This window comes from Ensifer sp. YR511 (genome assembly GCF_900103045.1).
Taxonomy (GTDB): Bacteria; Pseudomonadota; Alphaproteobacteria; order Rhizobiales; family Rhizobiaceae; genus Ensifer; species Ensifer adhaerens.
The window spans coordinates 39,048-55,690 of the sequence record NZ_FNGR01000006.1 but is presented as its reverse complement, the minus strand read 5'-3'; the positions used below and the strand labels follow the sequence as shown (position 1 = coordinate 55,690).

The window sequence follows — 16,643 nt, the reverse complement described above, 5'->3', positions numbered from 1 at the left end:
CGGAAACAGTCTGTCGACAGGAGGTGAACGTCTCGCAAGAAGATTGCGGCAACGCCCCTCTTTCTTTGCGCAGATTACGTAAACTGCCGCTAAAATTCACAAACTTTGCATCGCGGATGATTCGAGGCCCAATCCGGCCGACAAAAAGCGCGGACCTAAAACGTTGCAGTAGATTTCGCAAAAATGCCCTGTTCACGTCATATGCCCGTCGCAAAGGCGACGAAAAGAATCGCAAACAAAATACAACCTATGGGATAGGTCGATTCCCCTCCTATAGATAAAGATGCAGACAGCCGCAGAATCCGCCTTGCGTTCGCGAACGATTTGCACTTCTCTCCTGCGATCACAAACCCAAAACAAGGGGAAGGAGAGAAACAAAATGGCATCACTGAAACTCAACCTCCGCGCTGCCGCGCTGATTGGCTCGCTGCTCATCGGAGCAAGCCCGGCACTTGCCGAAGCTGTCCTGCATCGCGGCAACGCAGGTGAGCCGCAGACGCTCGACCAGCACCACACCTCGATCAACATTGAAGCGTTCATCCTCAAGGACCTCTACGAAGGTCTGACGATCTATGACGCCTCTGCCAAGATCGTCCCCGGTGTTGCTGAGACGTGGGAGCTTTCGGACGATGGCACGGTCTACACCTTCAAGCTGCGCGCCGATGCAAAGTGGTCGGACGGTTCGCCGGTAACGGCTGAAGACTTCGTCTTCTCCTTCCGCCGCGTCGAAGATCCGAAGACGGCTGCCGGCTACGCCAACATTCTCTTCCCGATCAAGAACGCCGAAAAGGTCAACAAGGGCGACCTGCCGACCGATCAGCTCGGCATCAAGGCGATCGACGAAAAGACCGTCGAAATCACGCTCGAGCGTCCGACCCCGTTCTTCCTGGAGCTGCTCGCACACCAGACGGCACTTCCGGTCAGCAAGGCCAGCGTCGAAAAGAACGGCGCGGACTTCGTCAAGCCGGGCGTCATGGTATCGAACGGCGCCTTCACGCTGCAGGCCCACGTTCCGAACGACAGCCTGACCGTCGTCAAGAACGCCAACTACTGGGATGCGGCCAACGTCAAGCTCGACAAGGTCATCTTCTACCCGATCGACGACCAGGCTGCTTCGGTTCGTCGTTTCGAAGCCAAGGAAATGGACCTCGTCTACAACTTCTCGGCTGACCAGATCGACCGTCTGCGCACGTCCTATGGCGAGCAGGTCCATGTCTCGCCGTCGCTTGCGACCTATTACTACGCCTTCGACACCCGCCAGGAGCCCTATAGCGACGTTCGCGTCCGCCAGGCTCTCTCCATGGCCGTCGACCGCGACTTCCTCGCCAAGGAAATCTACGCCGGTTCGCAGCTCCCCGCCTATTCGATGGTTCCTCCGGGCATCGAGAGCTACGGTGAGCCGTCCAAGGCCGAGTTCGGCACGCTGTCGCAGCTCGACCGCGAAGACAAGGCCATCGCCCTGATGAAGGAAGCCGGCTACGGCGAAGGTGGCAAGCCGCTCGACATCGAGCTGCGCTACAACACCAACCCGAACCACGAGCGCGTCGCAACGGCTGTCGCCGACATGTGGAAGAACACCTTCGGCGCCAAGGTGTCGCTGGTGAACCTCGACGTGTCCTCGCACTACGCCTACCTGCAGGAAGGCGGCAAGTTCAACGTTGCCCGCGCCGGCTGGCAGGCTGACTACGCGGATGCCGAGAACTTCCTGGCGCTCAGCGTCGGCTCCAACAAGACCTTCAACTACGGCCATTTCGAAAACGCCGAGTTCGACGGCCTGATGAAGAAGTCCTACGACGAGCAGGATCCGGCCGCTCGCTCGAAGCTGATGCATGAAGCCGAAGCGCTGCTGATGAAGGAACAGCCGATCGCTCCGCTTCTGACCCAGGCCGACCTGTGGCTGGTTGCCAGCCGCGTCAAGGGCTGGGCGGACAATGCTCCGAACGAGCACCTCAGCAAGTTCCTGAGCATCGCCGAATAACGAACAGAGACGACGCGCGGTCATAAGGTCGCGCGTCGCCTCCGGAGCACGTCCATGATTTCCTTCATCCTTCGCCGATTGGCGAGTGCGGTGCCGACCTTGTTTATCGTCGTCACCATTTCGTTTTTCTTGATGCGGTTCGCCCCTGGTGGCCCCTTCAACCTCGAGCGTCCTCTTCCGCCACAAACGATGGCGAACCTGATGAAGACGTACCAGCTCGACCAGCCTCTTTGGCGCCAATACACGCACTATCTCAGCAATGCGGTGACCGGCGACTTCGGCCCGAGCTACGTCTACAAGGACAACAACGTCGCTGAATTGATCGGCAAGGGTCTGCCCTATTCGATGGAACTCGGCTTCTACGCGTTGCTTATTGCGCTGATCGGCGGCGTCACCGCCGGAACGATTGCCGCGCTTCGGCAAAACAGCGTCCTCGATTTCACCATCATGTCGTTTTCGACGATAGGGGTCACCGTGCCCAACTTCGTCGTCGGCCCGGTGCTGACACTGGTCTTTGCGATCGTGCTCGCATGGCTGCCGGCCGGTGGTTGGGGGGATGGATCGCTGCGCTTCCTGATCCTGCCGATGATCGCGCTGGCATTGCCGCAGCTTGCAGTTTTTGCGCGGCTCACGCGCGGCTCGATGATCGAGGCGCTGCATACCGACCATATCCGAACGGCCAAGGCCTATGGCCTGCCATCACGAACGGTCGTCGTTACCCATGCGATGCGTGGTGCGATGCTGCCGGTCGTGTCCTATCTCGCGCCCTGTGCTGCGGCCCTTCTGACCGGCTCGGCCGTCGTTGAGACGATCTTCACCATCCCGGGCGTCGGTCGCTACTTCGTCCTTGGCGCCATCAACCGTGACTACACGCTGGTGATGGGCACAGTTATCCTCGTTGCCATCTTCGTCATCGTTTTCAATCTCCTGGTCGACATTCTCTACGGCCTGCTCGATCCGAGGGTTCGCCATGACTGATATCGCCCAGACCCCGGCGGCGACGCCGGAAACAAAGGGGCGCAGCCTCTTCCAGCTCGCCGCCATGCGTTTCAAGCGCAACCGCGCCGCCATGGCCGGCTGCTTCATGCTGGCGCTTATCGCGCTGTTCTCGTTCCTCGGCCCGTTCTTCGTCCCGCACACCTATGATCAGGTGTTTCCGTCCTACGTCTCGATCAGCCCGAGCCTGGAGCCGCGTCCAGATACGTCGACGCTTCAGGACGTGATGGAAGGCGTCGCCACACGGGCACGCGTCACGCTCAAGGAGTTCAATCTCGAGGGGGAAACCTTCACCGCGACGATTACTTCCGAACAGCCGATCGATTCCCGCGCCACGCGCTACTTCGACCGCGCCAACGAATTCCGCGACACCCAGGTGGTGGCAACGGAAAACGACGGGAAGACGCTGAAGGTGACCGGTCAGGTCGACCGGGAATACTTCCCCTTCGGCACGGATTCCAACGGCCGCGACCTCCTGGTTCGCGTCATGCTCGGCGGCCAGATCTCGATCGCCGTCGGCCTGCTTGCGAGCCTCGTGTCTCTCGGGATCGGCGTGGTCTACGGCGCGACATCGGGCTACATCGGCGGTCGCGTCGACAACGTCATGATGCGTCTGGTTGAGATCATGTATTCTCTGCCCTTCGTGTTTCTGGTCGTCGTTCTCGTCGTGTTCTTCGGCCGCTCGTTCATCCTGATCTTCCTGGTGATCGGGGCGGTGGAATGGCTTGACATGGCCCGTATCGTGCGCGGCCAGACATTGGCGTTGAAACGTCGAGAATTCGTCGGCGCCGCTCAGGCGCTCGGCCTCACAGATTGGCAGATCATCCGCCGGCACATTATCCCCAACACGATTGGCCCGGTCATCGTTTTCGTGACAGTCGTCGTGCCCAAGGTGATCCTGCTCGAGAGCTTCCTCTCCTTCCTCGGCCTCGGCGTTCAGGCGCCGCTGACGAGCTGGGGCGCGCTGATCTCGGAAGGCGCAAACAACATCCAGTCGGCGCCATGGCTTCTGATCTTCCCGGCCATCTTCTTCGTCCTGACGCTGTTCTCGCTGAACTTCGTCGGCGACGGCCTGCGCGACGCGCTCGACCCGAAGGATCGCTGACATGGCAGATACCAAGGAAACCATCCTGGCCGTTCGCGGTCTCAAGGTGAACTTCTCGACGCCTGACGGCACGGTCGAAGCGGTCAAGGGCATCGATCTCGATGTGCGCACCGGCGAAACGCTCGCGGTCGTCGGCGAGTCCGGCTCCGGCAAGAGTCAGACGATGATGGGCATCATGGGTCTGCTTGCCAAGAACGGCACCGTGACCGGCTCGGCAACCTATCGCGGGCAGGAGCTCGTCGGACTGCCGGCTAAGGCCTTGAACCAGGTCCGCGGCGCGAAGGTCACCATGATCTTCCAGGAGCCAATGACCTCGCTCGATCCGCTCTATCCGGTCGGTCGCCAGATCGCCGAGCCGATCGTTCACCACCGCGGCGGCACGTTCAAGCAGGCGCGGGCGCGCGTGCTCGAACTGCTGGAGCTCGTCGGCATTCCGGAACCGGCGCGCCGCATCGACAGCTATCCGCACGAGCTATCGGGCGGCCAGCGCCAGCGCGTGATGATCGCGATGGCACTTGCGAACGACCCGGATCTGCTGATTGCGGACGAGCCGACGACGGCGCTCGACGTGACGATCCAGGCACAGATCCTCGATCTCCTGAAATCGCTGCAGAAGCGATTCGGCATGGCGATCGTGCTGATCACCCACGACCTCGGCATCGTCAAACACTTCGCCGACCGTGTCGCCGTGATGCGTCGCGGCGAAGTGGTTGAAAAGGGCACGACGGCCGACATCTTCGAACGGCCGCAGGCCGACTATACGAAGATGCTGCTTGCCGCCGAACCGAGCGGCCGCAAGGCGTCTCCGCCCGACAGTGCGCCGATCATTCTTGAAGGTCGCGACGTCTGCGTCGACTACCAGATCGGTGGCGGTCTCTTCCGCGGCGGCAAGTCCGTCTTCCGAGCGGTCGACAGCGTCAATCTGCGCTTGAAGGAAGGGCAGACGATCGGTGTCGTCGGCGAGTCCGGTTCGGGCAAGTCGACGCTCGGCCGCGCGCTTCTTCGACTCCTGCCGAGCAGCGGCCACTACCGCTTCGGCACGACGGATATCTCCGGCTTCGACCGCGGGCAGATGCGGCCGCTGCGGCGCACCCTGCAGCTCGTCTTCCAGGATCCTTACGGCTCGCTTTCGCCACGGCGCACCGTCGGCGAAATCATCACCGAAGGCCTGCACGTGCACGAGCCCGAGCTCACCCGCGCCGACCGCGACCGCCGGGCGTCGGAAGCGTTGAAGGAAGTGGGCCTCGATCCCGCCTCCCGCAACCGCTACCCGCACGAGTTCTCGGGCGGCCAGCGCCAGCGCATCGCCATTGCTCGTGCCATGATCCTGAAGCCCAAGGTCGTCATCCTCGATGAGCCGACGTCGGCGCTCGACCGTTCGGTCCAGGGGCAGGTGATCGAGCTGTTGCGCGACCTGCAGCGCTCACACGGGCTCTCCTACATCTTCATCAGCCACGACCTTTCGGTGGTGAAGGCGATGTCGGACTATGTGATCGTCATGAAGAACGGCAAGATTGTTGAGGAAGGCGAGACCGATGCGATCTTCGAGGCGCCGAAGCAGCCCTATACCAAGACGCTGATCGGCGCTGCCTTCAACGTTTGAGCAGGCACAGGCCTTCAAAATTTGGCGGGGACGCGAGCGATCGCGTCCCCGTTTCCGTTCTCGGGCTCGGAAACGTCAGGTCTCGTTCTCTGCGGAGAAATCGGAAGCGACGAGTTTCTTGTCGAGCCCGAACTTCTGCATCTTTTCGTAGAGCGTCTTGCGCGAGATGCCGAGGGTCTCGTAGACCGGCTTCAGCGCGCCGCCATGGGCGGCGATTGCGCTGGCGATGAGGCCTTTTTCATAGGCCGCCACCTTGTCGGCGAGGCGGTTGCCGTTTTCCGATCGCGCGCTGTCGTCGGGAGCCGCATCGAGCCCGAGCACCAGCCGCTCGGCGGCATTGCGCAACTCGCGCACGTTGCCCGGCCAGTCGCGCTCGGCGATTTCGGCCAGCATCGATTGGGAGATCTCCACCTCATCCCGGCCGTAGCGAGCGGCCGACTCCCTGACCAGTTGCAGAAAGAGCAGCGGAATGTCGGCGCGCCGCTGGGCAAGCGAGGGGACGCGGAGCGTCGCGACGTTGAGGCGATAGAGGAGGTCCGCCCGGAAGCGCCCGGCGGCGACTTCCTTTTCGAGATCGACCTTGCTGGTGGCGATGAAACGGACGTCGAGCGGGACCTGCTCGTTCGATCCGAGCCGGGTGATGACGCGTTCCTGCAGCACCCGCAGAAACTTTGCCTGGAGGTCGAAGGGCATCGAGCCAATCTCGTCGAGCAGGATCGTACCGCCGCGACCATGTTCGAACTTGCCGTAGCGTGGACGGATGGCGCCGGGAAAGGCGCCGGGCTCGTGGCCGAAGAGCTCGCTTTCGATCAGGTTTTCGGGCAGTGCGGCGCAGTTGATGGCGATGAACGGGCTGTTGGCGCGGGTGCTCAGATCATGCAGCGTGCGGGCCAGCACCTCCTTGCCGACGCCGGTATCGCCGATGATCAAGGTATCGGCATCGGCCGCGCCGAGCGCGCGGATGCGGTAGCGCAGATCGACCATGACCTGGCTTCGACCGGGCAGCCGCTGTTCGATGTCGTCGCGCTTGCCGGCAACCGCCTTCAGCCGGCGGTTTTCAAGAACGAGCGCGCGCCAGTCCAGTGCCCGGCGGATCGTGCCGGCGAGCATCTGCGCTGCGAAGGGCTTCTCGACGAAGTCATAGGCGCCTTCGCGCATGGCCCGGACCGCGAGTTGCACATCGCCATGGCCGGTGACGAGGATAACCGGTACCTCCGCATCGATTTCGCGGATGCGCTGCAGGAGGGTCATGCCGTCCATGCCCGGCATGCGGATATCGCTGATCACCACGCCAGGAAAACTGTAGCTGATGAATTCGAGCGCGTGTTCGGCGGCCGAGAAGGTATCGACGCGGAAACCGGCCAGCTCCAGCGCCTGGGCGCTCGAATGGCGCACATCCTCTTCGTCATCGACGAGCAGGATCCGGCTCTCGATCATTCGGCGGCCTCCCGGGCATTGCTGTTTTCGGCAGCGAGTTCGATGCGGAACTCGGCGCCGCCTTCCGCAAGGTTAGTGGCGACAAGGCTTCCGCCGAAATCCTTGATAATGTTATAGGAAATCGAAAGGCCAAGGCCCAGCCCCTTGCCGACGCCCTTTGTGGAAAAGAATGGGTCGAAGATACGTTCGGCAATCGCCGGCGCAATGCCGGGGCCACGGTCGCTGACGGTCAGCACGACTTTGCCGTCTTCCTGCTTCGCACGCAGGCGGATGGTGCGGTCGTCAAGGCCCTCGACGGCATCGGCGGCATTGGAAATGATGTTGACCAGCACCTGCTGCAGGCGGACCGAGCCGGCCCGGACGACGAGCGGTTCGTTGCCGAGATCGATGTCGATGGTCGCCGCCGCCGCCTTCAGCCGAACCGACACGATCTCCATCGTGTCGCGCACCACTTCCTCGACCGGGACCGGCCCGAGTTTCTCGTTCGGTTTGCGGGCGAAATTGCGCAGGTGCTTGCTGATCGCCGCCATCCGGTCGACAAGCCCGGAGATGCGGCGGATATTGTCCGTCGCTTCGTCGGACCGACCCCGCTCGATCAGCAGTGCGGCGCTGTCAGCATAGGTCTTGGCGGCGGCGAGCGGCTGGTTGAATTCGTGCGAGAGGGCGGCGGACATCTGCCCGAGCCCTGCCAGTTTTCCGGCCTGGATCAGATCGGCCTGCGTCCGTCGCAGTTGCTTCTCCGTCAGCCGCCGTTCGGCGATCTCTTCCTCGATCTGGCCGTTGACGCGGGCAAGGTCAGCGGTGCGTTCGTCTACGCGGCGTTCCAGCTCGGCCTGTGCTTCCGCCTGCATCGACAGGCGCTCGTTGAGCCGCGCGCGCCGCTGGAGAATGATGGCGACGCCGAGACCGGCAAGGCAGAGCAGAAGCAGAGCGGCGATAACAGTCGTCAGCGCCTGTGTTCGCACCGACGCGGTGTCGACCAGCACATTCACCGTCCAGTCGGCGTCGGGCATCCGCTGCGAAAGCATCAGGTATTCGCGGCTCGAGTTTTCGGCCGAGACGGTGAGGAAATGACGGTCGGACGAAACACGCTCCGACACGGGAAGGGCATGTACGGTCGCATCGGCGTAGCGCCTGGAGGCCTCGGTTCGTGCAAGCCGGTCCGACGTCAGCGGCAGGATCGACGCGTAGCGCCATTCCGGATCGCCGGACATGAAGACGATGCCTTCCGGGTCGGAGACGAAGATCTTGTACTCGCCGCCCTGCCAGGACGCTTCGATGCGCTCGACATCGACCTTGAACACCATGACGCCGCGGATCTCGTTGCCGACCCGGATCGGGGAGCCGAAAAAGTAGCCGCGTTTCAACGACGTGGTTCCGAGTGCATAGAACCGCGATTGCTCGCCGCGAAGCGCTTCCTGGAAGTAGGGCCGGTAGCTGAAATTCTGCCCAACGAAGCTCGTCGGCCCGTCATAGTTGCTGGCGGCGATGGTGTTGCCATCCGGCGTGATCACGTAGATGTCCGAGGACTGCAACAGGCCGTTGATGTCCTTGAGGTAGCTGTCGACGGCCTCCCGCAGTCGCCGGTCCCGTGGGCGGGTGACGAGCTCGCGGACATCGTCATGATCCGCGATCAGTGCCGGCAACGCCTGGTAGCGGTTGAGGTGGCCGTCGAGCGCGGTGACGGCGAGGCGCAGCGCCGTGGTCGCCTGAGCACCTGCCTCGCGCAAATAGCTGTCGGTCGTGACCGCATAGCCTTTCCATGCCAGCATGGCTGCAAGCAGCGGCAACAGCAGGAACGCAAGGACCAAGCGATGTTTCACAGATATGCGCGCCCCTCCTCGCGTCGTTGCAGCAAATGCCGCCCGCCGATCTTAAGCATCGGGGCGAGGGCTCACAAGTCGCCGCTGGAACTCGCTTCTGTTGACGAGTTTTAGGTGTCGTCAACGATCTGTTGACAATGCGTTTGGTTGCGGCCGTCTTTCGCCGAGGAGCGGATAGGCGCATCTAAGACCCAACGGAGCGCCCGGTGGCGCCGGAGAGAAAGGATCACGGCAATGCTCAATCAGATCAAGGGTCTGCATCACGTCACTTCGATGGCGGACGATGCACGCGAGAACAACCTGTTCTTCACCAAGTCGCTCGGCCTGCGCCGTGTCAAGAAGACGGTCAACTTCGACTCGCCGGATGTCTACCACCTCTATTACGGCGACGAAGCCGGCACGCCTGGTACCGTCATGACCTATTTCCCGTTCCCGCAGATGCCGCGTGGCCGCGCCGGTACTGGCGAAGTCGGAACCACCGTCTTCTCCGTGCCCGAAGGTTCGCTCGGTTTCTGGAAAGAGCGGCTGGCGACGCTCGGCGCCACCGGTCTCAAGGATGAAGAAACCTTCGGTGAAAACCGCCTGAACTTTGCCGGCCCTGATGGTGACGGCTTTGCGCTTGTCGAGGTCAGGGACGATGGGCGCACGCCCTGGACGGAAGGCGGCATTTCCGCTGATCATGCGATCCGCGGGTTCCATTCGGCAGCACTGCGCCTACGTGACGAAGGTGCGACGGCGGAACTTCTGAAGTTCATGGGCTACGAAGAACTTGACCGCAAGGATGGTGTAACTCGTCTAATCGTGCCCGGCGGCAACGATGCCCGCGTCATCGACCTCGAAACGATGCCGAATATCGGCCGCGCCTCGCAAGGGGCCGGCTCGGTGCACCACATCGCCTTCGCGGTCGATAACCGCGAAAAGCAACTCGAGGTGCGCAAGGCACTGATGGACACGGGCTATCAGGTGACGCCGGTCATCGACCGCGATTACTTCTGGGCGATCTATTTCCGCACGCCGGGCGGCGTCCTGTTCGAGATCGCGACAAACGAGCCTGGCTTCGACCGGGACGAGGACCTCGCCCATCTCGGCGAGGCGCTGAAGCTGCCGCAGCAGCACAAGCACCTGCGCCCGATCCTCGAAAGTCACCTGCAGAAGATCGACTAAGACGCCAAGAAGGCTCGCCGCCGCGGCGAGCCTTCGCTACCCGATCTTGCACAGGTCGGTTCACAGTTTCGTCGAAACCGTGAAGCCAACGCTTTGAAATCAGGCAGGTTCGCACGAGGCTTCGACCCGTCGGAGGCCTGCCCCAGGAGACAAAAATGGTAGATCATGGCTATGTTCACAAGCTGAAGGCCGGAAAGCCCGGCCAGCCGATTTTCTTCGTGTTCCACGGGACCGGCGGTGACGAGAACCAGTTCTTCACTTTCGCATCCGAGTTGCTGCCCGACGCGACGATCGTTTCGCCACGAGGCGACGTTTCGGAATTTGGCGCCGCACGCTTCTTCAAGCGCACCGGCGAGGGTGTCTACGATATGGCCGACCTTGCTCGCGCCACCGAAAAGATGACGGGCTTCGTCAAGGCGCTGGCTACGGAGCATCAGGCTTCTCAGGTGATCGGCCTTGGTTATTCCAACGGCGCGAACATCCTTGCCAATGTGCTGATCGAAGGTGGTGTTTTCGACAAGGCGGTGCTGATGCATCCCTTGATCCCGTTCCGCCCGAAGGACAGTGCGGGGCTGAAGGGGCGTGGCGTCCTGATCACCGCCGGCGAGCGTGACCCCATCTGCCCGGCACCGCTGACCCAGGCGCTCGCGGACTTTTTCCAGGGGCAGGGCGCGGCAACCGAGATCGAGTGGCATTCGGGCGGGCACGACATCCGCCAGAATGAAATCGCGGCGATCGCGCGCTTCCTGAAGGATTGATCACTCCAGCCGGCGACGGAAGAGCCAGGAGGCGGCCGAGAGGGTGACGATGGCGATCAGAAACAATGGGATCGTCTGTCGCGCCACCTCGACCGCCGGAATGTCCTTGAGGAACACGCCCTTCACGATCACGAGGAAGTAGCGCAGCGGATTGACATAGGTGATCGGCTGCAGCCAGGAGGGCATGTTCTCGATCGGCGTGGCGAAACCCGAAAGCAGCATCGCCGGCACCATGAACAGGAACGCGCCGAGGATCGCCTGCTGCTGCGTCATCGACAGGGCAGAAATGAACAGGCCGAGGCCGACGACGGAGGCGAGGTAGAACACCGCGCTGCCGTAGAGCAAAAGCAGCGAGCCGCGCAGCGGCACGCCGAAGATGAAGACGGCCGCCAGGATGTAAATGCTGATGTGGAAGAGGCCGATCATCATCGGCGGGATCAGCTTGCCGATCAGGATCTCGTGGGTTCGAAGCGGCGAGACCATCAGTTGATCGAAAGTGCCGAGCTCCCGTTCGCGCGCGATCGATAGCGCCGTGACAATAAGACCGATCAACAATGCGATGCTGGCGACGAGGTTCGGAACCATGAACCACTGGTAGGTAAGGTTTGGATTGAACCAGTTGCGGGCAACGACGGTGACCGCCCCCGATGCCATGCGCTTGCCGGTGGGCGTCTCGGCGGCAAGCGCGCCGACGATACGGCCGAGATAACCGGAGACGATCTGCGACGCATTGGAGCGGCGGCCGTCGAGGATGACCTGCACCTCCGCCGGCCGGCCGGCCTCGATATCGCGCGAGAAGGTGGGGCCGATTTCGATCGCCGCAATGACCTGCTGGGTGTCGATCGCCAGGCGTACCTCCTGCTGACTGTCGGTGAAGCGGATGCTTCGGAAGGTTGGCGAGCCGTCGATCCCCTCGATCAGATCCTGGCTCCAGTGGCCGTTGTCGCGGTTCAGCACCAGCACTTCGACATTCGTGACCTCCAGCGTCGCAGCGTAGGAGAACACCAGAAGCTGCAGGATCGGCGGTACGATCAGCACGGTGCGCCCCTTGGGGTCGCGCAGCACCGCCAGCAACTCCTTGACGATCAGGGCCTTCAGTCTCGTCCACCACATGTCAGCCGATCCTCTTGCGGGTACTGCGGGCGGCGAGCGCGAAGAACACGCTGCCGATCAGGAGCATGGCGGCAATGGACTTGCCGAACATCGGCCAGATGTCGCCAGCCAGAAACACCGTCTGCAGGCTCGGGATCAGATAGCGCGCCGGCACGATAAAGGTGATCCACTGGATGACCGTCGGCATCGAATTGATCTCGAAGAGAAATCCCGAAAGCAGAAAGGCCGGAAGAAACGCCGAAATCAGCGCGAGCTGCGAGGCGAGGAACTGGTTCTTGGTCGCCGCGGAAATCAACAGGCCCTGACCGAGCGCCGGCATCAGGAAAGTCGCTGACAGCGCGTAGAGCGCTGCGACCGAGCCGCGAAAAGGAACGCCGAAGAGGAAGACGGCAAGGAGGACGCAGAGCGTCATCGAGGTGAGCCCGAGAATAAAATAGGGCAGCAGCTTGCCGGTAAGGAGTTCGGCTGCCGAAACCGGCGTCGCCATCATCGCCTCCATCGTGCCGCGCTCCCATTCACGTGCAACGACGAGCGAGGTGAGCAGCGTCCCGACCAGCGTCATGACGATGGCGATCGAGCCCGGCACCAGGAAGTTCCGGCTGGTCAGCTCCGGGTTGAACCAGAAGCGCTGCTCGGCCGAGATCGCCGGCGGCCGGCCGGCGCTGTCGCTCAACCGCTGGCGCTCCCAATTGGCTACGGTCGCCTGCGCATAGTTCTGGACGAAGTTCGCGGTGTTGGGATCGGAGCCGTCGACGAGCACCTGCAAGGCGGGGTGCCGACCGGCCGAGTAGTCGGCCACGAAGCTCTTGGGGATTACAACGATGCCGCGGACCCGGCCAAGCACTAGGTCTTCCTCGAACTCGCGGCGGTCCCGACCGACCGCCACCGTGAAATAACGCGAGGCCTGAAATCCCGCAGCGAGATCGCGCGTCAGCGGGTCCTCTTCTTCGACGACGAGGCCGATGCGGGTCTGCGTCGTGTCGAGCGAAACACCATAGCCGAAGAGAAACAACAGGATCATCGGCAGCACGAAGGCGATCAGGATGCTGCTCGGGTCGCGAACGATCTGATAGCTTTCCTTGCGCACCAACGCGGCAAAGCGTCTGGCTCTCGTGGCCCGGCCCTCGGTCATTGCGGCGCGCGCGCTCATGCGGCCTCCTTCTCCTCTGAGCCTTGAACCAGAGCGATGAAGGCATCCTCCATCGTCGGGTCCGGAAGCTCGGGGCTAGCGACCTGCGCCTTCAATTCGTCCGGTGAGCCGAGCGCGATCGACCGGCCGCGATAAATCAGCGAAATGCGGTCGCAATATTCGGCTTCGTCCATGAAGTGGGTGGTGACGAGTACGGTGACGCCCTTTTCGACAAGGCCGTTGATGTGGGTCCAGAATTCGCGCCGGGTGATGGGGTCGACGCCGGAGGTCGGTTCGTCGAGAAACAGCGCTTCCGGTTCGTGCAATACGGCGCAGGCGAGTGCCAGACGCTGCTTGAGGCCGAGCGGCAGATCTTTCGCCGACATGTCGAGCAGGCGGGCGAAGCCGAAGATTTCCGTCATCAACTGGATGCGTTCGCGTTTGCGCGCGCCGGCAAGACCGTAGACGCCCGCAAAGAAGCTGAGGTTCTGGCCGACGCTCAAATCGCCGTAGAGCGAGAATTTTTGCGCCATGTAGCCCAGCCGGTTGCGTGCTTCCGCTGCGTCTCGCCGTAGATCGAAACCGGCGACGCGGCCTTCGCCGGCCGTGGGCTTCAACAGCCCGCACAACATCTTGAAGGTCGTGGATTTGCCGGCGCCGTTCGGGCCTAAGAGCCCGAAGATCTGACCGCGCGGTATGTCGAAGGTGATCGCATCCGCGGCGGTGAAATCGCCGAAGCGTTTCGTCAGTCCGCGCGCTTCGATGACCGGGCGTTCGCCGTCGGTCGGGAAGGGGGTCTGGGTTTCCGCGAGCTTGGAGCGGCCACCGGGACCGCCGCCGAGCATGTCGATGAACGCATCCTCGAAACGCGGCGTGGTTGTCGCCGCGCCCGATGCGGACGAATGTCCGTCTGGGGTTGGCGGTTTGGCCCCTGGCTTCATGACCAGGCGGATCGCTTCGCCCTGGATGACCCCGTCGACGACATCGTCGTCGTCGAGATAGCTTGCGAGCTTCTGGCGCCGCCCATGGGTAATGCCGGAAACCTTGAAGACGCGATCGGCGACCCTGGCGGTCAATTCGGCGGGACTGCCCGTGAACAGGAGCTTGCCTTCGTTCAAGAGCAGAACGCTGTCGCAGGCCTCCGCCTCGTCCAGATAGGCCGTGGACCAGACGACGCCGATGCCTTCCTTCGTCAGGTCTTCGACCATCTTCCAGAGATCTCGGCGCGAGATCGGGTCGACGCCGACGCCCGGTTCGTCGAGGAGAAGCAGCCTCGGCTTGCGCAGCAGGGCGCAGGCAAGGCCAAGCTTCTGCTTCATGCCGCCAGAGAGCTTGCCGGCAAGGCGGCTAGTGAAACGCTTGAGGTCGGTAAATTCAAGCAGTTCGTCGAAGGTCGCTGCACGCTCGCCAAGCGGCAGGCCGCGAAGATCGGCGTAGAGATTGAGGTTTTCCTGAACGGAAAGGTCCTCATAGAGGCCGAAGCGTTGCGGCATGTAGCCGATGGCCGCCTGGATATCGGCAGCATTCGCCACCGTATCGAAACCGAGAACCTCGACCTTGCCTTCGTCCGGCACCATCAGCCCGGTCATCAGGCGGATCAGCGTGGTCTTTCCGGCGCCATCCGGGCCGACGAGCCCGGTGATCCGCCCGCCCAAGATTTCGCCAGCGATATGGTCGAGCGCCGGCGGGGCATCGCCGAAGCGCTTGACCACATCCGCGATGCGAACGAACGGCACCTCGTCGCTCATTGCGCGGCTCCAGCCTTTTTCGGCAGATGCACGGTCACGGGCATGCCCTGCCGGAGATCGGGGCCCGGCTTGTCGACCACGATGCGCAGGCGGTAAACGAGATCGGTGCGCAGTTCCGGCGTTTCCACCGACTTGGGCGTGAATTCGGCGACCGGTGAAATGAACCCGACCTTCGCCTTGTAGCGGTGGTCCGGGGCGCTGTCGGACGTGACCTCGACGGCCATGCCGGGATGCACCCGGCCAAGGTCCGGTTCCGCCACATAGGCGCGCACCCAGACGGGTTCGTTCAGCGAGACGACGTAGACGGTGTCGGAAGGCGCGACGATGGCACCAGCCTCGCGCACCCGCGACAGGACCGTGCCGGCGCTCGGCGCGAACAGTTGGGTATCGGCAAGCGAGGTGCGGGCGCTTTCGAGCTTGGCTTCGGCGGCAAGCACCTGCGCCTGGGCGGCTTCAATATCCTCGATCCGGCTTCCCTCTTCGATGAGCGCCAAGGCCTCGCGGGCGGAGGTGGCGCGCGCTGCCGCTGCCGCCCTGTTGGCATTCGCCTCGTCGAGATTGGCCTGGGAGATGGTGCCGTTCGGGCGCAATTGCCGGGCGCGTTCATAAGCGAGATTGGCGTTTTCGAGATCGGCCAGACGTTCCTCATGGGTCGCGCGCGCCTGGGCGATCTCGGTCGGGCGTGCCCCCGCCCTCAGTTTTGCAAGGTTGGCCCTGAGCGCACCGAGATCAGCCTGCGCCGCGGCGACCGCCTGCTCGAACGGGACGGCGTCCAGCGTCGCCAGAACGTCCCCGGGCTTGACCACGTCTCCTTCGTCGACGCCAAGGCTTGCGATGCGGCCGCTGACGCGGAAGCCGAGTGAAACCTGCCGAATGTCGACATTGCCGTAGAGCACCGAGGTCTGCTCCGTGCCGATCCAGCCGAGCCGCTGCGGCACGTCGAACCACCAGGCACTGGCCGCGGCGCCGGCAAGCAATACAAGGGCTACTGCTGGCTTGTTCATGATCGGTCCTCCCGCTTGCTTCCAATGGCCGCGACCAGCTCGGCAGCATGTCGGCGCAAGAGGTCGAGCTCGTCAGGACCGACCGCCTGCCATTTCATCTGCCGAAGCACGGCTGCGTGGGCCATGCGGAAGACCAGGATGCTGCCGACGAAGGACAGGGTTTTCAGCCGGACCTGTTCCGATTGAGGAGGCTCGCCAAGGATGGTGGCAACCAGCCTGCCGGCCATGCCGATCATCGGGCCCATGACGTTGGAATAGACGCGCTCAAAGGCTTCCGTCGGCTCCATCTGTTCGCGGATGATGAAGCGCGCCCAGCTTTCGGACTGACGGCTCACGAAGAGGGCGACCATGTGCTGCGCCAGCTGGGTGAGCATGTCGCGGGCTTCCCGGGGTTCCAACGGCTGGCCTTGGCTGTCGAGGTGGGCAAGGCGAGCAAGAACCGCGTTTCGAAGGTCTGCGACGTGGTCGATGATGATCGAGGCAAGGTGCTCCGCAGCGGCGATATGGAGGCCTTCCTTGCCGCCGAAGTAATAGGGGATTGCCTGGAGGTTCACGCCTGCCGTTTCGGCGAGCATGCGAGTGGTTGCGCCGTCAAAGCCGTAGCGGCCAAAGACGTCGATGGAACTGGTCAACAGTTTCTCGCGGGTGACATCTCCGCGGTCCTGCTTGGTCGGACGGGGCGAGGTTTCTTTTTTCATGGCATACTGAAATTACATCATTCCATTGATTAAGTCAATCGAATGAATGTATGCGACGGATGACGACATGCCTTGGTTCGATGAGGT

13 protein-coding genes are annotated in these 16,643 nt (G+C 62.7%); 6 read left to right on the top strand and 7 right to left on the bottom strand.

The genetic code is table 11. The annotated features are described in order from the left end of the window. Window positions 1-379: 379 nt before the first annotated feature. From BLU15_RS13290 to BLU15_RS13275, 4 genes are read left to right on the top strand one after another with little or no spacing between them, the layout of a single operon-like run. Complete coding sequence (locus tag BLU15_RS13290) at window positions 380-1,978, top strand: peptide ABC transporter substrate-binding protein (RefSeq protein WP_034799615.1); 1,599 nt, start codon at window positions 380-382, stop codon at window positions 1,976-1,978. A gap of 54 nt (window positions 1,979-2,032) precedes the next feature. Beyond that, a complete protein-coding gene (gene oppB / locus BLU15_RS13285) occupies window positions 2,033-2,956 on the top strand; it encodes an oligopeptide ABC transporter permease OppB (RefSeq protein ID WP_034799616.1) in 924 nt (307 codons plus the stop codon). Further along, window positions 2,949-4,079 (top strand): ABC transporter permease, encoded by a 1,131-nt coding sequence (locus BLU15_RS13280; protein ID WP_034799617.1) that lies wholly within the window; start codon window positions 2,949-2,951, stop codon window positions 4,077-4,079. The genes oppB and BLU15_RS13280 overlap by 8 nt, the downstream gene beginning before the upstream one ends. Before the next feature lies 1 nt (window position 4,080). Further along, window positions 4,081-5,682, top strand: coding sequence for an ABC transporter ATP-binding protein (locus BLU15_RS13275; protein ID WP_060530325.1), 1,602 nt, complete (start codon window positions 4,081-4,083; stop codon window positions 5,680-5,682). 75 nt (window positions 5,683-5,757) lie between these two features. Here BLU15_RS13275 and BLU15_RS13270 read toward each other — a convergent pair whose 3' ends face one another. Both BLU15_RS13270 and BLU15_RS13265 read right to left on the bottom strand, forming a co-directional pair. Further along, window positions 5,758-7,119, bottom strand: coding sequence for a sigma-54-dependent transcriptional regulator (locus tag BLU15_RS13270; protein WP_060586231.1), 1,362 nt, complete (start codon window positions 7,117-7,119; stop codon window positions 5,758-5,760). After that, entirely contained in the window at window positions 7,116-8,942 is a 1,827-nt protein-coding gene (locus tag BLU15_RS13265) for a sensor histidine kinase (RefSeq protein WP_060586233.1), read from the bottom strand. Before BLU15_RS13265 ends, BLU15_RS13270 begins: the two co-directional genes overlap by 4 nt. Before the next feature lie 234 nt (window positions 8,943-9,176). On the opposite strand from BLU15_RS13265, the gene BLU15_RS13260 reads away from it, so the two are divergent. Together BLU15_RS13260 and BLU15_RS13255 are read left to right on the top strand one after the other, a co-directional pair. Continuing rightward, window positions 9,177-10,106, top strand: a complete 930-nt coding sequence (locus BLU15_RS13260) for a VOC family protein (protein WP_090295852.1) — start codon at window positions 9,177-9,179, stop codon at window positions 10,104-10,106. Window positions 10,107-10,261: 155 nt separating this feature from the next. Continuing rightward, window positions 10,262-10,864: an alpha/beta hydrolase gene (locus BLU15_RS13255; protein ID WP_090295849.1), complete on the top strand. Its 603-nt coding sequence runs from the start codon at window positions 10,262-10,264 to the stop codon at window positions 10,862-10,864. Here BLU15_RS13255 and BLU15_RS13250 read toward each other — a convergent pair whose 3' ends face one another. From BLU15_RS13250 to BLU15_RS13230, 5 genes are read right to left on the bottom strand one after another with little or no spacing between them, the layout of a single operon-like run. Then, window positions 10,865-11,977 carry an ABC transporter permease gene (locus tag BLU15_RS13250; protein ID WP_090295847.1) on the bottom strand — a complete coding sequence of 371 codons (1,113 nt, stop codon included), beginning with the start codon at window positions 11,975-11,977 and terminating at the stop codon, window positions 10,865-10,867. It abuts the gene before it with no gap. A gap of 1 nt (window position 11,978) precedes the next feature. Then, window positions 11,979-13,127 (bottom strand): ABC transporter permease, encoded by a 1,149-nt coding sequence (locus BLU15_RS13245; protein ID WP_090295844.1) that lies wholly within the window; start codon window positions 13,125-13,127, stop codon window positions 11,979-11,981. Next, complete coding sequence (locus tag BLU15_RS13240) at window positions 13,124-14,854, bottom strand: ATP-binding cassette domain-containing protein (protein WP_090295841.1); 1,731 nt, start codon at window positions 14,852-14,854, stop codon at window positions 13,124-13,126. Before BLU15_RS13240 ends, BLU15_RS13245 begins: the two co-directional genes overlap by 4 nt. After that, window positions 14,851-15,858 (bottom strand): secretion protein HlyD, encoded by a 1,008-nt coding sequence (hlyD, locus tag BLU15_RS13235; protein WP_090295838.1) that lies wholly within the window; start codon window positions 15,856-15,858, stop codon window positions 14,851-14,853. Before hlyD ends, BLU15_RS13240 begins: the two co-directional genes overlap by 4 nt. Then, entirely contained in the window at window positions 15,855-16,556 is a 702-nt protein-coding gene (locus BLU15_RS13230; RefSeq protein WP_060586245.1) for a CerR family C-terminal domain-containing protein, read from the bottom strand. Before BLU15_RS13230 ends, hlyD begins: the two co-directional genes overlap by 4 nt. Window positions 16,557-16,643 lie beyond the last annotated feature (87 nt).